An 18393-nucleotide genomic window follows, 5' to 3' on the forward strand; every position below is an offset into this window, starting at 1 on the left:
TCGGGTCTCCGTTTTGCTAGTCCCCGAAGGGATCTAATTCTTGTTATCGGTCAATTGGTATTCCGGTCACTTCTGACCGGAATACTTTGCCTGGATTTCAGTTGCGACGTTCGACGGGACCGGCGAATAGTGATCGAAGGTCATCGTGTACTGGGCGCGGCCCTGGGACATGGAGCGCAGGTTGTCGACGTACTTGAACATATTCGCGAGCGGGACGTTCGCGTTGATGACGACGGCGATACCACGGCTTTCCTGGCCCTGGATCTGACCGCGACGGGAGTTCAGGTCGCCGATAACGTCGCCGACGTAATCTTCCGGGGTGACGACTTCGACCTTCATCATCGGCTCAAGCAGCTGAGCGCCGGCCTTCTTGGCTGCTTCACGGAAGCAGGCACGCGATGCGATTTCGAAGGCGAGAACCGAGGAGTCGACGTCGTGGAAGGCGCCATCGATGAGGGTTGCCTTGACGCCGAGCATCGGGAAGCCTGCGAGCGGACCCGAAGACAGAACGCTTTCGATGCCCTTCTGGACGCCGGGGATGTATTCCTTCGGAACGGAACCGCCGACGATCTTCGATTCGAATTTGAATTCGTCGCCTTCCGGGTTCGGTTCGAAGACGATCTTGACGCGCGCGAACTGGCCGGTACCACCGGACTGCTTCTTGTGCGTGTAGTCTTCTTCATGCGTCCGGGTGATGGTTTCACGGTAGGCAACCTGCGGCGCGCCGACGGTTGCTTCGACCTTGAATTCACGACGCATGCGGTCGACGATGATGTCGAGATGCAGTTCGCCCATGCCGGCGATGATGGTCTGGCCTGATTCCTGGTCGGTCTTGACGCGGAAGGACGGATCTTCAGCAGCCAGGCGGTTGAGCGCGAGGCCCATCTTTTCCTGGTCGCCCTTGGTCTTCGGCTCGATGGCGATCTGGATGACCGGCTCCGGGAATTCCATGCGCTCGAGGATAACCGGTTTCAGCGGATCGCAGAGCGTGTCGCCTGTCGTGGTTTCCTTGAGGCCGGCGAGAGCCACGATGTCGCCTGCGAAGGCTTCTTCGATGTCTTCACGCGAGTTGGAGTGCATCTGCAGCATACGGCCGACGCGCTCGCGCTTGTCCTTGACCGTGTTGATGACCGACGCGCCCTTTTCGAGCTTGCCGGAGTAGATGCGGGCGAAGGTCAGCGAACCGACGAAGGGGTCATTCATGATCTTGAAGGCGAGCATGGAAAGCGGCTCGCTGTCGTCGGCATGACGCTCGATTTCGGCTTCCGTCTTGAAGTCGATGCCCTTGATCGCCGGGATGTCCATCGGTGACGGCAGATAGTCGACGACGGCGTCGAGCAGCGGCTGCACGCCCTTATTCTTGAAGGCAGTGCCGCAGAACATCGGGTGGAACTTGACGTCGATCGTGCCGCGGCGAACCAGCGCACGGATCTGATCGTTGTCGGGCAGAATACCTTCGAGGTATGCTTCGGTGGCGGCTTCGTCGATGTCGACGACCGTCTCGATCAGCTTTTCGCGATATTCTTCAGCCTTGGCCTTCATGTCCTCGGGGATCTCGACGACATCCCACTGGGCGCCGAGCGACTCGTCGCGCCAGATGAGTGCGTTCATCTCGACCAGGTCGATGACGCCCTTAAATTCGGTCTCCGCACCGATCGGCAGCTGCATGACGACAGCCGTTGCACCGAGACGGGTCTTGATCATCTCGACGGAGCGGTAGAAGTCCGCGCCGGTCTTGTCCATCTTGTTGCAGAAGATCATCCGCGGGACATTGTACTTCTCGGCCTGACGCCAGACGGTTTCCGTCTGCGGCTCAACACCGGCGTTGGCGTCGAGCAGCGCGATGGCGCCGTCGAGAACGCGCAGCGAACGCTCGACTTCAATGGTGAAGTCGACGTGGCCGGGAGTGTCGATGATGTTGAAGCGGCGCATTTTGCCGTCACGGCCCTTCCAGTAGGTCGTGGTGGCAGCAGAGGTGATCGTGATGCCACGCTCCTGCTCCTGCTCCATCCAGTCCATGGTGGCTGCGCCGTCGTGGACTTCGCCGATCTTGTGCGACTTGCCGGTGTAATAAAGAATACGCTCGGTGGTCGTGGTCTTGCCGGCGTCGATATGCGCCATGATACCGAAATTGCGGTAGTCTTCGATCTTATATTCGCGAGCCATTGTGGACTGCCTTTCGATACCGTTCGGAATTACCAGCGATAGTGCGAGAACGCACGGTTGGCGTCAGCCATCTTGTGCGTGTCTTCGCGCTTCTTGACGGCGGAGCCGCGGTTGTTGGACGCATCGAGCAGTTCGCCGGAAAGGCGGTCAACCATAGTCGTTTCATTGCGCTTGCGGGCAGCAGCGATCAGCCAGCGAATAGCAAGAGCCTGGCGGCGCTCCGGACGAACATCGACAGGGACCTGATAGGTCGCACCACCGACACGACGCGAGCGAACTTCAACGTGCGGCGCAATGTTCTCAAGCGCAGAATGGAATACCGTGAGCGGCTCCTGCTTGGCCTTGCCCTGGACAACGTCGAACGCACCGTAGACGATGTTTTCAGCAACGGACTTCTTGCCGTCGAGCATGATGGCATTCATGAACTTGGTGACGACGAGATCGCCGAACTTCGGGTCCGGATTGATTTCGCGCTTTTCTGCTTTATGACGTCTGGACATATTTTGTCTCTTCAACCGTTAAGGCGCTTCATGACGCGGAGGACCTCGCGCAGCGCCGGATTATTCAAAAACCGAATTACTTCGGACGCTTCGCGCCGTACTTGGAGCGGCGCTGCTTGCGGTTCTTGACACCCTGAGTATCGAGAACGCCGCGGATGATGTGATAACGGACACCCGGAAGGTCCTTGACGCGGCCGCCACGGATCATGACGACGGAGTGTTCCTGAAGGTTGTGACCTTCGCCGGGGATGTAACCAATGACTTCGAAGCCGTTGGTCAGGCGGATCTTTGCGACCTTACGCAGAGCCGAGTTCGGCTTCTTCGGCGTCGTCGTGTAGACGCGCGTGCAAACGCCGCGCTTCTGCGGGTTCTCCTGGAGTGCGGGAACCTTGTTACGCTTTACGTTCGCCTGGCGAGGCTTGCGGATCAGCTGGTTTACGGTAGGCATTCAACCATCCCTTACGTTTTATCTCAGTACCCTTGCGGGCTTGAACTCGCGCCGTCTCCGGCAGTGACGCATGCTTTCCGTCAATGCGCAAAATATGGCCCGATCCGCTTCCGCAGATGGACCACAAGGAGCAGAGGACGCATAGAATATGCGTCGTGCGTGCAGCATCATGACTTCAACGTGCGTTTAGAACCTTGTTTGAGGTGAACTTCAGGGCGAGTCGCCCCGAACAGCCAAGCCTCACATGGGATCTGATGGCCGGGGTACTACTGGTTTCCACCCGTCTCGTCAAGGCCGGTTAAGAAATAAACTCGCCGTATCGCCTTGATATGCCGGCCGAACGCCCTGTTTCATCCTTCTAGACGAATTGACGGGCGTGCACCAAGATAAAAACTTGGGCATTGCAGCAAAAACAGTTAAGGAATCAGCAATTGCGGCGTTCGGCCCTCACAGCAGGATTCGAGCGACCGAATCGTCAAAGAGCCGAAGGACAGGCGATGATCACAACACCTGATAACGACAATAATTTCGACGGCCCGATGATCTTCATCATCATCGGCAAGGGCTACGAGTCCGACGCCAGCGAAGGCATCGACCTGCACATCATGCTGAAGGCGCCTGACGACGACACTGCCGTACGCGAGGCCTTGAACGCCCTTGCCGAGGAAGGCTTCATCGAGGCCGATCTCGACCAGATCGGCATGCTGACCGAGGTCCCGGCCGAAGAGCCACACGCATCTGCCTACCAGGGCGCCGTCGAAGGGGAAGTCGCGATCATCCGGTTCAACTGAAGGGAGCCGCCGCTCACGCTGTCAAGGCAGCATAAGCGGAAGCAGCCTCCCTCCCCGCCCGTCCTATCAGAGCAACCTAAATATGAAAAACCGCCCGGATCGCTCCGGGCGGTTTTTCAATTCATCGACTTCAGCTGCGGATTATTCCGCAGCCGGAGCCTTTTCGGCCATGTCCTGCAGCATGGGCGTGGCGACGGCAGCACCCGTGCCCTTGCGGCGCTCTTCGAGGATCATCTCGTCGCGCGACGTGGCGATGCGGCGGATCTGGGTCATGGTGCCGCCGGTACCGGCCGGGATAAGGCGGCCGACGATGACGTTTTCCTTCAGACCCTGCAGGCCATCGGTCTTGCCGGCGATCGCAGCTTCCGTCAGCACCTTCGTCGTTTCCTGGAAGGACGCGGCCGAGATGAAGGACGGGGTCTGCAGCGATGCCTTGGTGATGCCGAGAAGAACCGGATCGCCATAGGCTGGCTTCTTGCCCTGCTCGATCAGGTGATCGTTGACGTCTTCGAGCTCGATCCGGTCGACATTGTCGCCGACGATATAGGTCGAGTCGCCTGCATCGGTGATCTCAACCTTCTGCAGCATCTGACGGACAATCACCTCGATGTGCTTGTCGTTGATGACGACGCCCTGCAGGCGGTAGACTTCCTGGATCTCGTTGACGAGGTAGGAGGCCAGAGCCTCCACGCCCTTGATCGCCAGGATGTCGTGCGGAGCCGGGTTACCGTCGAGGATGTAGTCACCCTTTTCGATATAGTCGCCTTCCTGAAGGTGGAAGGGCTTGCCCTTCGGGATCAGGTATTCGACAGGCTCGACACCGTCTTCCGCCGGCTCGATGATGACGCGACGCTTGTTCTTGTAGTCACGGCCGAGACGGATCGTACCATCGATCTCTGCGATGATGGCATGGTCCTTCGGACGGCGGGCTTCGAACAGCTCGGCAACACGCGGCAGACCGCCGGTGATGTCCTTGGTCTTGGCGCTTTCGAGCGGCGAACGGGCGAGAACGTCACCCTGGGAGACCTTCGTGCCCGGCTCGACCGACAGGATCGCATCGACCGAGAGGAAGAAGCGAGCGTCACCGCCACGAGACAGCTTCGCGATATTGCCGCTGGCATCCTTGATGACGATCGCCGGCTTGAGGTCCGAGCCGCGCGGGGTCGAACGCCAGTCGATGACCTGACGCTTGGTGATGCCGGTCGATTCGTCGGTCGCTTCCAGAACGGAAAGACCGTCGACCAGATCCTCAAACTGAACGGTACCGGCCACTTCCGTCATCATCGGACGGGTGTAGGGGTCCCACTCTGCCAGGCGCTGGCCGCGCTTGACCTTGTCGCCTTCGTCGACATGCAGCTTCGAACCGTAGGCCACGCGCTGCGACGACCGCTCGACACCACGTTCGTCCAGGATCTGGACGGTCATGTTGCGGCCCATGGCAACGAGGTTGCCATCGGAGTTGCGCAGGATGTTGCGGTTCTTGATCTGCACCGTACCTTCGTACGAGGCTTCGAGGAACGACTGGTCGACCACGGTTGCTGTACCACCAAGGTGGAAGGTACGCATGGTGAGCTGGGTGCCCGGCTCGCCGATCGACTGAGCAGCGATGACGCCGACGGCTTCGCCCATATTGACCGGCGTACCGCGCGCGAGGTCGCGGCCGTAGCAGACCGAGCAGACGCCCGTCTGGATTTCGCAGGTCAGTGCCGAGCGGATGCGGATCGACTGGATGCCGGCCTTCTCGATTTCGACGACGTCGGGCTCGAGGATCATCCTGCCGGCATCGACGATGCGCTCACCCGTGACCGGATGATCGATGTCATCGAGCGCCGTGCGGCCGAGGATACGGGCGCCGATCGAGGCAACCACCTGGCCGGCATCGACGATGGCGGTCATGGTGAGGCCCGTCTGCGTTCCGCAATCGACATGCGTGACGATGCAATCCTGCGCGACGTCGACGAGACGGCGGGTCAGGTAGCCGGAGTTGGCGGTCTTCAGGGCGGTGTCTGCCAGACCCTTACGGGCGCCGTGCGTCGAGTTGAAGTACTCGTTGACGGTCAGGCCTTCCTTGAAGTTCGAGATGATCGGCGTCTCGATGATTTCGCCCGACGGCTTGGCCATGAGGCCACGCATGCCGCCCAGCTGGCGCATCTGGTTCGGAGAACCGCGGGCACCGGAGTGGCTCATCATGTAGATCGAGTTCATCGGCTTCTGGCGACCGGTCTTCTCGTCGAATTCAACCGCCTTGATGCGGGCCATCATCTCTTCGGCGACCTTTTCGGTCGCCTTGCCCCAGGCGTCGACAACCTTGTTGTACTTCTCGCCCTGAGTGATGAGGCCGTCATTGTACTGCTGCTCGTATTCCTTCACCAGGTTTTCGGTGTCGGCAACGATCTTGGCCTTGGCATCCGGAATGACCATGTCGTCCTTGCCGAATGAAATGCCGGCGCGGCAGGCGTGGGCGAAGCCGAGCTGCATGATGCGGTCGCAGAAAATGACCGTGTCCTTCTGGCCGCAATGGCGATAGACCGTGTCGATCATCTTCGAGATGTTCTTCTTGGTCATTTCCTGGTTGCAGATATCGAAGGGAACCTTGCCGTTCTTCGGCAACAGTTCGCCGATGAGCAACCGGCCAGGCGTCGTCTCATAGATCTTCGAGTAAGGCTTGCCATCCTCGTCGACCGACTTGAAGCGGCCGCGGATCTTGGTGTGCAGCGTCACGACCTTGCTTTCGAGGGCGTGATGCAGCTCGCCGAGATCGGAGAAGGCCATGCCTTCGCCCGGCTCGTTCTGGTTGAGGATCGACAGATAGTAGAGGCCGAGAACCATGTCCTGCGAGGGAACGATGATCGGCGCGCCGTTGGCCGGATGCAGGATGTTGTTGGTCGACATCATCAGCACGCGGGCTTCGAGCTGGGCTTCGAGTGACAGCGGCACGTGGACGGCCATCTGGTCGCCGTCGAAGTCAGCGTTGAAGGCCGTGCAGACGAGCGGATGCAGCTGGATCGCCTTGCCTTCGACCAGGATAGGTTCGAAGGCCTGGATGCCCAGGCGGTGCAACGTCGGTGCGCGGTTCAAGAGAACCGGATGCTCGCGGATGACCTCGTCGAGGATATCCCAGACTTCCGGCTTTTCCTTTTCGACCAGCTTCTTGGCCTGCTTGACGGTCGAGGAGTAACCCTTGGCGTCGAGGCGGGCATAGATGAACGGCTTGAAGAGCTCGAGCGCCATCTTCTTCGGCAGGCCGCACTGGTGCAGCTTCAGTTCCGGACCGGTGACGATGACCGAACGGCCGGAATAGTCGACGCGCTTGCCGAGCAGGTTCTGGCGGAAGCGGCCCTGCTTGCCCTTCAGCATGTCGGAGAGCGACTTCAGCGGACGCTTGTTGGCGCCGGTGATGACGCGGCCGCGACGGCCGTTGTCGAACAGCGCGTCAACGGATTCCTGCAGCATGCGCTTTTCGTTGCGGATGATGATGCCAGGCGCACGAAGCTCGATCAGGCGCTTCAGACGGTTGTTACGGTTGATGACGCGGCGGTAGAGATCGTTCAGATCCGACGTCGCGAAACGGCCGCCGTCGAGCGGCACCAGCGGACGCAGATCCGGCGGGATGACCGGAACGACCTTCATGATCATCCATTCCGGACGGTTGCCCGACTCCATGAAGTTCTCGACGATCTTCAGGCGCTTCATCAGCTTCTTCTGCTTGAGATCCGACGTGGTGTCGGCAAGCTCGGCGCGAAGGTCGCCAGCGATCTTTTCGAGGTTCATCGAGGCCAGCATCTCGTAGATCGCCTCGGCGCCGATCATCGCGGTGAACTGGTCTTCGCCGTATTCGTCGACGGCGAGCATGTACTCTTCTTCCGAAAGGAGCTGGTGCTCCTTCAGGGCGGTCAGGCCCGGCTCGGTGACGATGTAGTTTTCGAAGTAGAGGACGCGCTCGACATCCTTCAGCGTCATGTCGAGCAGCGTCGAAATGCGTGATGGCAGCGACTTCAGGAACCAGATGTGGGCAACGGGAGCAGCGAGCTCTATATGGCCCATGCGCTCACGGCGAACGCGCGACAGCGTGACTTCGACGCCGCACTTTTCGCAGATGATGCCCTTGTACTTCATGCGCTTGTACTTGCCGCACAGGCATTCGTAGTCCTTGATCGGCCCGAAGATGCGCGCGCAGAACAGACCGTCGCGTTCCGGCTTGAACGTACGGTAGTTGATGGTTTCCGGCTTCTTGATCTCACCGTAAGACCAGGAGAGGATCTTCTCCGGAGACGCGATCGAAATCCGAATGGAATCGAAATTCTGTGCAGGCACCTGCGGATTGAAAAGATTCATGACCTCTTGGTTCATGCCTGTCTCCTTCATGGGCTAAAGCGCCCTCAAAATGCGATGGTCGGCGGCGAATTCCCGGGAGCCGCCTCCCTCGCTTAAACGAGAATAACCGCTGGATGCGGCGAAACTTCCCTTCCGGGCCGACACGGATCGGCGCCCGGTGGGACCGGCGTGCGCCGCATTGGCAGCGCACGCCCTATCAAGTGCTTACTCGGCCGCGTCGGGCAGCTGAGCTGCCTGCGCCTCGTCAAGCTTGGTGTTCTCGAGCTCGACGCTGAGGCCCAGCGAGCGCATTTCCTTGACGAGAACGTTGAAGCTTTCCGGAATACCGGCTTCGAACGTGTCGTCTCCGCGGACGATGGCTTCGTAGACCTTGGTGCGGCCGGCGACGTCGTCCGACTTCACCGTCAGCATTTCCTGCAGCGTGTAGGCCGCGCCGTATGCTTCGAGCGCCCAGACTTCCATTTCGCCGAAGCGCTGGCCGCCGAACTGCGCCTTGCCGCCCAGCGGCTGCTGGGTCACTAGCGAGTAAGGACCGATCGAACGAGCATGGATCTTGTCGTCGACCAAGTGGTTGAGCTTCAGCATGTAGATGTAGCCCACGGTCACCTGGCGGTCGAACTGTTCGCCGGTACGGCCGTCATAGAGCGTCGACTGACCGCTATCCTTGAGACCTGCCAGACGCAGCATGTCGTTGACGTCGGCTTCGTTCGCGCCGTCGAAAACAGGCGTCGCAATCGAAACGCCGCGCTTCCACTGGTCGGCGAGACGCAGAACCGAGTCATCGTCGAACTCGTGGACCTGTTCGGCCTTGGGGCCGTCTCCGACGACATCGCCGATGGTCTTGCGCAGCGGCTCAATGTTGCCATTGGCCTTGTATGCGTCGATCAGTTCGCCGATTTGGCGACCCATGCCGGCGCAAGCCCAACCCAGATGGGTTTCCAGGATCTGGCCGACATTCATGCGCGAAGGCACGCCGAGCGGGTTCAGAACGACGTCGACATGCGTGCCGTCTTCGAGGAACGGCATGTCCTCCACCGGAACAATGCGCGAGACGACGCCCTTGTTCCCGTGACGGCCGGCCATCTTGTCGCCCGGCTGGATCTTGCGCTTTACGGCGACGAAGACCTTGACCATCTTCATGACGCCAGGGGGCATTTCATCGCCGCGCTGGACCTTTTCGACCTTGTCCATGAAGCGCTGTTCGAGGCGCGACTTGGATTCGTCGTACTGACCGCGGAGCGCTTCGAGCTCGCTCTGGACCTTTTCGTCTTCGACCGCGAACATCCACCACTGCGAGCGGGGATATTCGGAGACGACGGCGTTCGAAAGCTCGGCTCCCTTCTTGAAGCCCTTCGGGCCGGCAATAGAGGCCTGGCCGCGCAGCATCTCGATCAGACGGCCGTAGACGTTACGGTCGAGGATCGCCTGCTCGTCGTCACGATCCTTTGCCAGACGTTCGATTTCTTCGCGCTCGATCGCCATCGCGCGCTCGTCCTTTTCAACGCCGTGGCGGTTAAAGACGCGGACTTCGACGATGGTGCCGTAAGTGCCGGGCGGCATGCGCATGGATGTGTCGCGCACGTCGGAGGCCTTTTCGCCGAAGATGGCGCGCAGAAGCTTTTCTTCCGGCGTCATCGGGCTTTCGCCCTTCGGGGTGATCTTGCCGACGAGGATATCGCCCGGCTGAACTTCGGCGCCGATATAGACGATGCCGGCTTCGTCGAGGTTCTTCAGCGCTTCTTCCGAAACGTTCGGAATATCGCGGGTGATTTCTTCCGGACCAAGCTTGGTGTCGCGCGCCATCACTTCGAATTCCTCGATGTGGATGGATGTGAACACGTCGTCGGCAACGATACGCTCGGAGAGCAGGATCGAGTCTTCGTAGTTATAGCCGTTCCAGGGCATGAACGCGACGAGTGCGTTGCGGCCGAGCGCCAGGTCGCCGAGATCGGTCGACGGGCCGTCGGCGAGGATGTCGCCGCGGTTGACCTCGTCACCGACGGTGACCAGCGGGCGCTGGTTGACGCAGGTGTTCTGGTTCGAACGCTGGAACTTCTGCAGGCGGTAGATATCGACGCCGGACTTGCCGGCTTCGAGGTCTTCCGTGGCGCGGATAACGATACGCGTCGCGTCGACCTGGTCGACCACGCCGCCGCGGCGGGCGCCAATGGCAGCGCCCGAGTCACGGGCAACGACCGGCTCCATGCCGGTTCCGACGAACGGAGCTTCGGCACGCAGCAGCGGCACTGCCTGACGCTGCATGTTCGAGCCCATGAGCGCGCGGTTGGCGTCGTCGTTTTCCAGGAACGGGATGAGTGCGGCTGCGACCGAAACGACCTGCTTCGGCGAGACGTCCATCAGGTTCATGCTGTCGCGCGGGGCAAGCATGACTTCGCCGGCATGACGGCAGACGACGAATTCGTCGACGAAGGAACCGTCAGCGTTCATCTCGGCATTGGCCTGGGCGACGTAGTACTTCGCCTCTTCCATGGCGGAGAGGTAGAGCACGTCGCTCGTCACCTTGCCGTCGACGATGCGGCGGTACGGGCTTTCGATGAAGCCGTACTTGTTGACGCGGGCAAAGGTCGCAAGCGAGTTGATGAGACCGATGTTCGGGCCTTCCGGCGTTTCAATCGGGCAGATGCGGCCATAGTGGGTCGGATGCACGTCGCGGACTTCGAAGCCGGCGCGCTCACGGGTCAGACCGCCCGGGCCAAGAGCCGAAAGACGGCGCTTGTGGGTGATTTCCGAGAGCGGGTTGACCTGGTCCATGAACTGCGAGAGCTGCGAGGAACCGAAGAATTCGCGCACGGCAGCAGCTGCCGGCTTGGCATTGATCAGATCCTGCGGCATCACCGTGTCGATCTCGATCGAGGACATGCGTTCCTTGATCGCGCGCTCCATGCGCAGCAGGCCGAGACGGTACTGGTTTTCCATCAGCTCGCCGACCGAACGGACGCGACGGTTGCCGAGGTTGTCGATGTCGTCGATCTCGCCCTTGCCGTCGCGCAGTTCGACCAGCATCCTGACCACGGCCAGGATGTCGTCCTTGCGCAGGATGCGGACGGTGTCTTCGACGGTCAGGTCGAGGCGCATGTTCATCTTGACGCGGCCGACGGCGGAGAGGTCGTAACGCTCCGCATCGAAGAACAGCGAATTGAACATGGCTTCGGCCGATTCCATGGTCGGCGGCTCACCCGGACGCATGACGCGGTAGATGTCGAACAGAGCGTCCTGACGGTTCTCGTTCTTGTCGGCTGTCAGCGTGTTGCGGATATAGGCGCCGACATTGATGTGGTCGATGCCGAGAACCGGGATCTCGTCGAAGCCGTTCGCCAGGATGATGCCGAGCGTCTTCTCGTCGATTTCGTCGCCGGCCTCGAGGTAGATCTCACCCGTCGAGTAGTTAACGATGTCGCCGGCAAGATAGTTGCCGTAAAGATCGTCATCGGCGGCCTTGAGTGCCTTCAGGCCCTTGTCGGAGAGCTGGCGCAGCAGGCGCGGGGTCAGCTTCTTGCCGGCTTCCACGACGACTTCGCCGGTATCGGCGTCGACCATCTCGGTGATCGCCTTGGCACCCTTCAGCGTTTCCGGCTTGAAGGGAATGCGCCAGCCTTCGCCGTCGCGCTTGTAGAGCGACTTCGTGTAGAAGGTGTCGAGAATTTCCTCGCCGTCCATGCCGAGCGCCATCAGCAGCGACGTCACGGGGATCTTGCGGCGGCGATCGATACGAGCGTAGACGATGTCCTTGGCGTCGAATTCGATATCGAGCCAGGAACCGCGATAAGGGATGACGCGCGCAGCAAAGAGCAGCTTGCCGGACGAATGGCTCTTGCCCTTGTCGTGGTCGAAAAAGACGCCCGGCGAACGGTGCATCTGGGAGACGATGACGCGCTCGGTGCCGTTGACGATGAACGTGCCGTTGTTGGTCATGAGCGGCATGTCGCCCATGTAAACGGACTGTTCCTTGATGTCCTTGATCGACTTCGCGCCGGTATCCTCGTCGATATCGAACACGATGAGGCGCAGCGTCACCTTCAGCGGCGCTGCATAGGTCAGGTCGCGCTGACGGCATTCGTCAACGTCGAACTTCGGCGGTTCGAACTCGTAGGACACGAATTCCAGCATGGATGCGCCGGAGAAATCGGTGATCGGGAAAACCGACTTGAAGACGGCCTGAAGACCCTCATCGGGTCGGCCGCCCTTCGGCTCTTCAACCATCAGAAACTGGTCGTAGGATGCCTTCTGAACCTCGATGAGGTTCGGCATTTCTGCGACTTCGGGGATCTTACCAAAAAACTTGCGTACGCGCCTGCGACCGTTGAACGAAAGGGTCTGAGCCATCGTCGCTCCTTCAAAATCTTGCACCCGGGCCTGCAACGGACGGGAACCGATGGCCAGTCGATCCCGTCAATCAATGAGTAGTTCAATCTCGTCCGACCCCAGAAAACGCTCAGCTCGGATTGCTGTGCTGCCCTCGGTGCGAGACCATCCTTTTGAAGAACCCATTACCCAAAAGCCGTTTCGACGCGGCTTTTGGGTAATTCGTTCAGAAAAACGGCAAATGGGAGGCAGTAGAGATACTGCCTCCCAAAAGCAGTTCAAGATTACTTGACGTCGGCCTTGGCGCCAGCGTCTTCAAGCTTCTTCTTGATGTCAGCGGCTTCAGCCTTGTTGACGCCTTCCTTGACAGCCTTCGGAGCGGCTTCAACGAGATCCTTGGCTTCCTTGAGGCCGAGACCAGTGATGGCGCGGACTTCCTTGATGACGTTGATCTTGTTGGCGCCGACATCCGTGAGGATGACGTCGAATTCAGTCTTTTCTTCTTCAACGACAGCAGCAGCAGCACCGCCGGCAGCGGCAGCAACAGCTACCGGAGCAGCAGCGGAAACGCCCCACTTTTCTTCGAGAAGCTTCGACAGTTCTGCAGCTTCCAGAACGGTCAGCGAGGAGAGGTCGTCAACGATCTTTGCGAGATCAGCCATTTTACTAGTTCCTTTTGTTCGGTTCGAACCGGTTGATTATAAACAGCGAAAAACCGCCTTACGCGGCTTCGTCCTTCTTGGCGTAGGCCGCAAACACGCGGGCAAGCTGGCTTGCCGGTGCTGCAACAACCCCTGCGATGCGGGTAGCCGGTGTCTGGATCATGCCCAGCAGCTTCGCACGCAGCTCATCGAGCGAAGGCAGGGTCGCAAGCGACTTGACTGCATCGGCGTTGAGCGTGGTTGTTCCCATGGCGCCGCCCAGAACAATGATCTTGTCATTGGTCTTGGCGAAATCCATGACGACCTTCGGAGCGGTGATCGGATCGGTGCTGTATGCAATCAGCGTCTGACCCTTGAAGAGATTGGACATCCCTTCCGCTTCCGTACCCTGAAGGGCAATCTTGGCCAGGCGGTTCTTCGCGACTTTGACGGTGCCGCCAGCTGCGCGCATCTTCGAACGAAAATCGTTCATCTGCGCGACTGTGGCACCAGCATAGTGGGCCACGACAACTGAGCCCGAAGCCTTGAAGACTTCGTTCAGTTCCGTGACGAATTCGCGTTTTTCCGCTCTTTCCACTGCCTATCTCCAGTTGGCGGGACCGAAAATGGGCCCGCCGGTTGCCTTTTGCCTCCTGGGATCATGCGAGATCCCAAGCGACGCTTGAGGATCCTGTCCCCCCGCGCTCTCGCGCCAATCAAGGCTAAAGAGGCACAAGGCATCCAAGGCTCGAACCGAGTTCCTAGAAGCGAACTTCTTGCAATTCGGGTCTTACCCGTCTCATGCAGGCACAGTGATTAAGGGAAAACCACCTGCAATCTCGGACAGGATTCCGGATTTCTCCGGAATATTCCGGCCCCTTGCGAGGCCGGAAATTCAGTCGCCGGACTTAAAGCCCGGCCATAAACTTACGCAGCCGGAGCACCGGTGACCGAGCCGGGCTCGATCTTGACGCCCGGGCCCATGGTCGAGGAAATCGCCACGCGCTTGACGTAGTTGCCCTTGGCGCCAGCCGGCTTCGCCTTGATGACGGCGTCAGCAAAGGCGCGGATGTTTTCTTCCAGAGCCTTGGCGTCGAACGAGGCCTTGCCGATACCGGCATGGACGATGCCAGCCTTCTCGACGCGGAACTCGACAGCGCCGCCCTTGGAAGCCTTGACGGCTCCGGCGACATCCATGGTGACGGTGCCGACCTTCGGGTTCGGCATCATGCCGCGGGGACCGAGAACCTTACCGAGACGGCCGACGAGCGGCATCATATCGGGGGTGGCGATGCAGCGATCGAATTCGATCTTGCCGCCCTGGACGATTTCGACGAGGTCTTCGGCGCCGACGATATCGGCACCAGCGGCCTTGGCTTCGTCAGCCTTGGCGCCACGAGCGAAGACGGCGACGCGAACCGTGCGGCCCGTGCCGTTCGGCAGGTTGACGACGCCACGAACCATCTGGTCCGCATGACGCGGGTCGACGCCGAGATTCATCGAGACTTCGATGGTTTCGTCGAACTTGGCGACAGCCCGTTCCTTGACCATGCCGATGGCCAGGGTCAGAGCGTAGAGCTTGGTGGGATCAACACCTTCGTTGATCTTCTGCGTGCGCTTACCAGCCATGATCTTAACCCACCACTTCCAGGCCCATGGCGCGGGCAGAGCCCTCGATCATCGCCATTGCACCTTCGATATCCGCTGCGTTCAGATCCTTCATCTTGGCTTCTGCGATCGACTTGATCTGAGCCTTGGTGAGGGAGCCGGCCTTAGCGCCCTTGCCGGGCGTCTTGGAACCAGACGTGATCTTCGCTTCCTTCTTCAGCCAGTAGCTGACCGGCGGCTGCTTCATCGCGAAGGTGAAGGACTTGTCCTGGTAATAGGTGATGACGACCGGAATCGGCATGCCCTTTTCCATTTCCTGCGTGGCGGCATTGAACGCCTTGCAGAATTCCATGATGTTAATGCCACGCTGACCAAGCGCCGGGCCAATCGGCGGGGACGGATTTGCCGATCCTGCCTTGACCTGAAGCTTGAGCTGGCCTGCAACTTTCTTAGCCATATCTCTCTGCCTTTCATGAACGGCCGGTTGCCCGGCCCGTGATGCCGGATCTCTCCGGCGGCTGCGGTTGCGTGGTGCGGATCCTTAGGGTCCGGCTAAGACCCCTCACCTTCCACGCGGGTGCGGACAAGGTCCGCAGGAAACAGGCCGCAAGGGCCAGCTTCCATTTTCTGCAATCAGACCTTCTCGACTTGAGCGTATTCCAGCTCGACCGGCGTTGCGCGGCCGAAGATCGACACTTCCACCTTCAGGCGCGAACGTTCTTCGTCCACATCCTGAACCGTGCCGTTGAACGAGGCAAACGGACCGTCGGAAACGCGGACCTGCTCGCCGATCTCGAAGGTAATGGAGGCCTTCGGCCGCTCGACACCTTCCTGAACCTGACCGAGAATGCGCTCGGCTTCATAATCCGGAATCGGAACGGGCTTATTGTCGGAGCCGAGGAAACCTGTGACCTTCGGCGTATTCTTGATCAGGTGGTAGGCTTCGTCGGTCAGATTGGCACGAACCATGACATAGCCCGGGAAAAACTTGCGCTCGGAATCGACCTTGCGGCCGCGACGCACTTCCACCACCTTTTCAGTCGGCACGAGGATCTTCTCGAACAGATGCTCAAGCCCCTTCTGGCGAGCCTTGTTCTCGATGTCTTCAGCCACCTTCTTTTCAAAATTTGAATATGCGTGGACGATGTACCAACGTGCCGCCATTTTCATCTCCACCCGTATCAGTTGCCGGTATTCAGCACGAAGCTCAGAGCCCAGCCGATCAGCTGGTCAGCGGCAAAGAAAAACAGCGCGGCGAAAACCACCATCACCAGCACCATGACCGTCGAGATCATGGTCTCGCGGCGCGACGGCCATGTAACTTTCGACGTCTCGGAGCGAACCTGCTGCAGAAACGCAAACGGATTGGATTTGGATGCCATCGACTGCCCACGCAATTACGGCGCGTAAAGCTGAAACTATCAGCCCCACGCACCGCGTGTCTGTTGAACCCTAAATAAACACCGATTTCCGAATACACAAGGGGGAAACCGAAGTTTAACGAAATTACTTACCACCAATCAATCCCCGACCGGAAATGCCGCGAGCATGTCCGCGCTGTCCCGCATCCAGGAAAATGGCAGGGGCAGTAGGGCTCGAACCTACGACCTGCGGTTTTGGAGACCGCCGCTCTACCAACTGAGCTATACCCCTTCATACCGATCATTCAGCGCCAGGGCCAAGGCCCGCAAATCGCTGCTGAAAAGCATGGCGCTCCCTTTAAGACGACGACACGGGATTGGCAAGCACGATTTTCGATTTTCAAAACCAATCTCCTGATATGCGAACGATCGGCCTTTCAATCGCGGAACCAAGGTCCGTTCAGACCTTCACATATTTCCGCCAATCGTGCTCTTCCTTAAAACCCAGCACCCCGCGGATCTTGCGGTTGGAGAGCAGTCCCTCATATTCGCCGATCTCGCGGGTGAAAGGCACGTTCGGAAAGAATCGCTTGGCAAGCTCTTTCGATGGCGTATTCGCCGAGACCGTGTCGTTGGCGGCGTTGAAGACCTGGTAGCCGAGGCCGTCCTTCTCGATGCAGAGATGGCAGATCTGCCCGAGGTCGCGGGCGTCGATATAGCTCCAGGCGATTCGCTTGCGCATCTCGGGATTGGCGAAAAAGGTCGGGAACTTCTCGTATTCGTCAGGCTCGATGACATTGCCGATGCGCAGCGCATAGATGTCGAAGCCCGAACGTTCGGCAAAGGCGCGCGCCGTCTTTTCGTTGACCACCTTGGAAAGGCCGTAGGAATCCATCGGATTGACGTCGTAATCCTCCTCCAGCGGGAACTGGTGGAAATCGCGATGGCCTTCGGCGAAGCAGACGCCGTAGGTCGTCTCGCTCGATGCGACGATGATCTTCCGGATGCCGAGCTTCACCGCCGCCTCGATGACATTATAGGTGCCCATCGTGTTGATGCGGAAGGTTTCGTTGTCGGGCTTGATCAGGATGCGCGGGATGGCGGCGAAATGCACGACGGCGTCGAAGGGCTGAACGCCCCTGCCCGCATCGAGATCGGGAAAATCGCGATGCATCGAGAGCGCGTTGAACACCTGACCGCTATCGGTGATGTCGGCGATGAGATTTGTGACGCCGGGGCTATCCAGCGGCACGAGATCGAGGTTGTGAACCTCGTAGCCGGCATTGACGAGCCATGGCACAGCATGGCGACCTGCCTTGCCCGAACCGCCGGTGAACAGAATACGTCTCTTCATGGAATATCCTCCGCGTCATGAAATCGGAGGCATAGATAGACGCTTCCGCGCGAAGAGCAAGCGAGCGTCCCGCAAGGGTTCACCCCCGCGTCGCCAGGAGCATCCTATCCGGGAGCACCTGGCCGATTACTTCCGATCACCGCAGAACCCTGCGATGCTCGGCAAAGGTCGTCACTTGACGACACTTACCTCGCCAATCTGCACGACGGCAGACTGAACAACTTCTTGCGGAATTGCAGCGATGAAAAACATCGTGAAAACATACATCGCGAATATCGTAGCAGCGAATGTGGCCTTTGGAATCATCCGGGCTCTCCTCTTTGCAAGAAGGAGTCTGGACTACAATGGTCCAATCACAAACCGGTTTCTGAACGTGAGATGAACAAAATACTGTGACAGGGCAATTTAACGATATTTTTACAACACCTGTTAAACCTACCCGAAGCCATGAAAATGAAAAACCCCGCTGTTTCCAGCGGGGTCTTCATAATTGCGGATAACTCGAAAGTTACTCGACGATCGACGCGACGATACCGGCGCCGACGGTGCGGCCGCCTTCGCGGATCGCGAAGCGCAGCTTTTCTTCCATCGCGATCGGAACGATCAGCTCGACCGATACCGTGACGTTGTCGCCCGGCATCACCATCTCCGTACCTTCCGGCAGCGTCACAATGCCCGTCACGTCGGTCGTGCGGAAGTAGAACTGCGGACGGTAGTTGGTGAAGAACGGCGTATGACGGCCACCCTCTTCCTTCGTCAGGATGTAGGCTTCAGCCATGAACTTCTTGTGCGGCTTGACCGAACCCGGCTTGCACAGGATCTGGCCACGCTCGACGCCATCACGGGTAACGCCGCGGATCAGCGCG

At 59.4% G+C, this 18393-nt stretch carries 14 protein-coding genes, 1 tRNA gene and 1 pseudogene; 1 reads left to right on the forward strand and 15 read right to left on the reverse strand.

Going from position 1 to position 18393, the window contains the following annotated elements:
* Positions 1 to 66: 66 nt before the first annotated feature.
* The 3 genes from fusA to rpsL form a co-directional block, all read right to left on the reverse strand.
* On the reverse strand, positions 67 to 2166 hold the full coding sequence (gene fusA / locus RWJ89_RS33010; RefSeq protein ID WP_018068032.1) for an elongation factor G: 2100 nt from the start codon (positions 2164 to 2166) through the stop codon (positions 67 to 69).
* 29 nt (positions 2167 to 2195) lie between these two features.
* Positions 2196 to 2666: a 30S ribosomal protein S7 gene (gene rpsG, locus RWJ89_RS33015; RefSeq protein WP_011651422.1), complete on the reverse strand. Its 471-nt coding sequence runs from the start codon at positions 2664 to 2666 to the stop codon at positions 2196 to 2198.
* A gap of 76 nt (positions 2667 to 2742) precedes the next feature.
* Entirely contained in the window at positions 2743 to 3114 is a 372-nt protein-coding gene (gene rpsL, locus RWJ89_RS33020) for a 30S ribosomal protein S12 (protein WP_003547537.1), read from the reverse strand.
* 497 nt (positions 3115 to 3611) lie between these two features.
* Here rpsL and RWJ89_RS33025 point away from each other — a divergent pair, with 497 nt between their 5' ends.
* Positions 3612 to 3905, forward strand: coding sequence for a hypothetical protein (locus RWJ89_RS33025; RefSeq protein WP_003547528.1), 294 nt, complete (start codon positions 3612 to 3614; stop codon positions 3903 to 3905).
* A 141-nt stretch (positions 3906 to 4046) separates the two neighbouring features.
* On the opposite strand, the gene rpoC is transcribed toward RWJ89_RS33025, so the two are convergent.
* The 12 genes and pseudogenes from rpoC to tuf form a co-directional block, all read right to left on the reverse strand.
* Positions 4047 to 8255 carry a DNA-directed RNA polymerase subunit beta' gene (rpoC, locus tag RWJ89_RS33030; RefSeq protein ID WP_026158635.1) on the reverse strand — a complete coding sequence of 1403 codons (4209 nt, stop codon included), beginning with the start codon at positions 8253 to 8255 and terminating at the stop codon, positions 4047 to 4049.
* A 189-nt stretch (positions 8256 to 8444) separates the two neighbouring features.
* Positions 8445 to 12584 (reverse strand): DNA-directed RNA polymerase subunit beta, encoded by a 4140-nt coding sequence (rpoB, locus tag RWJ89_RS33035; protein WP_020049536.1) that lies wholly within the window; start codon positions 12582 to 12584, stop codon positions 8445 to 8447.
* A 263-nt stretch (positions 12585 to 12847) separates the two neighbouring features.
* Positions 12848 to 13225 carry a 50S ribosomal protein L7/L12 gene (gene rplL, locus RWJ89_RS33040; protein WP_020049535.1) on the reverse strand — a complete coding sequence of 126 codons (378 nt, stop codon included), beginning with the start codon at positions 13223 to 13225 and terminating at the stop codon, positions 12848 to 12850.
* 58 nt (positions 13226 to 13283) lie between these two features.
* Positions 13284 to 13802, reverse strand: coding sequence for a 50S ribosomal protein L10 (gene rplJ, locus RWJ89_RS33045; protein WP_003547522.1), 519 nt, complete (start codon positions 13800 to 13802; stop codon positions 13284 to 13286).
* Positions 13803 to 14131: 329 nt separating this feature from the next.
* On the reverse strand, positions 14132 to 14833 hold the full coding sequence (gene rplA, locus RWJ89_RS33050) for a 50S ribosomal protein L1 (RefSeq protein WP_003547520.1): 702 nt from the start codon (positions 14831 to 14833) through the stop codon (positions 14132 to 14134).
* Between the two features lie 4 nt (positions 14834 to 14837).
* On the reverse strand, positions 14838 to 15269 hold the full coding sequence (gene rplK / locus RWJ89_RS33055; protein WP_003547518.1) for a 50S ribosomal protein L11: 432 nt from the start codon (positions 15267 to 15269) through the stop codon (positions 14838 to 14840).
* 176 nt (positions 15270 to 15445) lie between these two features.
* Complete coding sequence (gene nusG / locus RWJ89_RS33060; RefSeq protein WP_003547516.1) at positions 15446 to 15976, reverse strand: transcription termination/antitermination protein NusG; 531 nt, start codon at positions 15974 to 15976, stop codon at positions 15446 to 15448.
* A 17-nt stretch (positions 15977 to 15993) separates the two neighbouring features.
* The gene (secE, locus tag RWJ89_RS33065) at positions 15994 to 16194 is read right to left on the reverse strand and encodes a preprotein translocase subunit SecE (RefSeq protein ID WP_003547514.1); all 201 of its coding nucleotides are present in this window, start codon (positions 16192 to 16194) and stop codon (positions 15994 to 15996) included.
* 195 nt (positions 16195 to 16389) lie between these two features.
* Positions 16390 to 16465, reverse strand: a tRNA-Trp gene (locus RWJ89_RS33070).
* A gap of 168 nt (positions 16466 to 16633) precedes the next feature.
* Complete coding sequence (locus tag RWJ89_RS33075; protein WP_077981291.1) at positions 16634 to 17527, reverse strand: NAD-dependent epimerase/dehydratase family protein; 894 nt, start codon at positions 17525 to 17527, stop codon at positions 16634 to 16636.
* Between the two features lie 171 nt (positions 17528 to 17698).
* Positions 17699 to 17833 carry a hypothetical protein gene (locus RWJ89_RS33080; RefSeq protein ID WP_003547509.1) on the reverse strand — a complete coding sequence of 45 codons (135 nt, stop codon included), beginning with the start codon at positions 17831 to 17833 and terminating at the stop codon, positions 17699 to 17701.
* Positions 17834 to 18035: 202 nt separating this feature from the next.
* Positions 18036 to 18393 (reverse strand): annotated as a pseudogene (gene tuf, locus RWJ89_RS33085) (elongation factor Tu); the annotation flags it as partial.

Origin of the sequence: Rhizobium sp. 10PS4 (assembly GCF_032464805.1) — a bacterium.
Classification (GTDB): Bacteria; Pseudomonadota; Alphaproteobacteria; order Rhizobiales; family Rhizobiaceae; genus Rhizobium; species Rhizobium laguerreae.